The organism is Streptococcus suis (assembly GCF_046032115.1).
Taxonomy (GTDB): Bacteria; Bacillota; Bacilli; order Lactobacillales; family Streptococcaceae; genus Streptococcus; species Streptococcus suis_AJ.
In genome coordinates this window covers 1-1,724 of the sequence record NZ_JARQOZ010000063.1, presented here as the reverse complement: position 1 = coordinate 1,724, position 1,724 = coordinate 1, and the positions used below count along the sequence as shown (strand labels likewise).

The following is a 1,724-nucleotide window of genomic DNA, read 5'->3' as shown; positions in this document are numbered from 1 at the left end:
ATGGAGCCTAGCGGGATCGAACCGCTGACCTCCTGCGTGCAAAGCAGGCGCTCTCCCAGCTGAGCTAAGGCCCCACAAGACCTCTCAAAATTAAAGAAGACTAACGTACAGGTTCCATTTCCTTAGAAAGGAGGTGATCCAGCCGCACCTTCCGATACGGCTACCTTGTTACGACTTCACCCCAATCATCTATCCCACCTTAGGCGGCTGGCTCCTAAATGGTTACCTCACCGACTTCGGGTGTTACAAACTCTCGTGGTGTGACGGGCGGTGTGTACAAGGCCCGGGAACGTATTCACCGCGGCGTGCTGATCCGCGATTACTAGCGATTCCGACTTCATGTAGGCGAGTTGCAGCCTACAATCCGAACTGAGACTGGCTTTAAGAGATTAGCTTGCCGTCACCGACTTGCGACTCGTTGTACCAGCCATTGTAGCACGTGTGTAGCCCAGGTCATAAGGGGCATGATGATTTGACGTCATCCCCACCTTCCTCCGGTTTATTACCGGCAGTCTCGCTAGAGTGCCCAACTAAATGATGGCAACTAACAATAGGGGTTGCGCTCGTTGCGGGACTTAACCCAACATCTCACGACACGAGCTGACGACAACCATGCACCACCTGTCACCAGTGTTCCGAAGAAAAATCCTATCTCTAGGACGGTCACTGGGATGTCAAGACCTGGTAAGGTTCTTCGCGTTGCTTCGAATTAAACCACATGCTCCACCGCTTGTGCGGGCCCCCGTCAATTCCTTTGAGTTTCAACCTTGCGGTCGTACTCCCCAGGCGGAGTGCTTAATGCGTTAGCTGCGGCACTGAGTCCCGGAAAGGACCCAACACCTAGCACTCATCGTTTACGGCGTGGACTACCAGGGTATCTAATCCTGTTCGCTCCCCACGCTTTCGAGCCTCAGCGTCAGTTACAGACCAGAGAGCCGCTTTCGCCACCGGTGTTCCTCCATATATCTACGCATTTCACCGCTACACATGGAATTCCACTCTCCCCTTCTGCACTCAAGTTTGACAGTTTCCAAAGCGTACTATGGTTAAGCCACAGCCTTTTACTTCAGACTTATCAAACCGCCTGCGCTCGCTTTACGCCCAATAAATCCGGACAACGCTCGGGACCTACGTATTACCGCGGCTGCTGGCACGTAGTTAGCCGTCCCTTTCTGGTAAGATACCGTCAAATGAGAAACTTTCCACTCTTCTCACAGTTCTTCTCTTACAACAGAGCTTTACGATCCGAAAACCTTCTTCACTCACGCGGCGTTGCTCGGTCAGGGTTGCCCCCATTGCCGAAGATTCCCTACTGCTGCCTCCCGTAGGAGTCTGGGCCGTGTCTCAGTCCCAGTGTGGCCGATCACCCTCTCAGGTCGGCTATGTATCGATGCCTTGGTGAGCCGTTACCTCACCAACTAGCTAATACAACGCAGGTCCATCTCATAGTGAAGCAATTGCTCCTTTCAAGTATCTACCATGCGGTAAATACTGTTATGCGGTATTAGCTATCGTTTCCAATAGTTATCCCCCGCTATGAGGCAGGTTACCTACGCGTTACTCACCCGTTCGCAACTCATCCGTCTTGTGCAAGCACCAGACTTCAGCGTTCTACTTGCATGTATTAGGCACGCCGCCAGCGTTCGTCCTGAGCCAGGATCAAACTCTCATAAAAAGTTTTGATTCAAACTCAAGCTATTGCTAGCTTTCCGTTTTATTGTTTT

Annotated in this window: 1 tRNA gene and 1 rRNA gene; both read right to left on the bottom strand. The window is 51.9% G+C overall.

The features are described 5' to 3' along the window. Position 1: 1 nt before the first annotated feature. Positions 2-74, bottom strand: a tRNA-Ala gene (locus P7J36_RS11350). A gap of 52 nt (positions 75-126) precedes the next feature. Next, a 16S ribosomal RNA gene (locus P7J36_RS11345) occupies positions 127-1,675 on the bottom strand. Between the last annotated feature and the right edge of the window lie 49 nt (positions 1,676-1,724).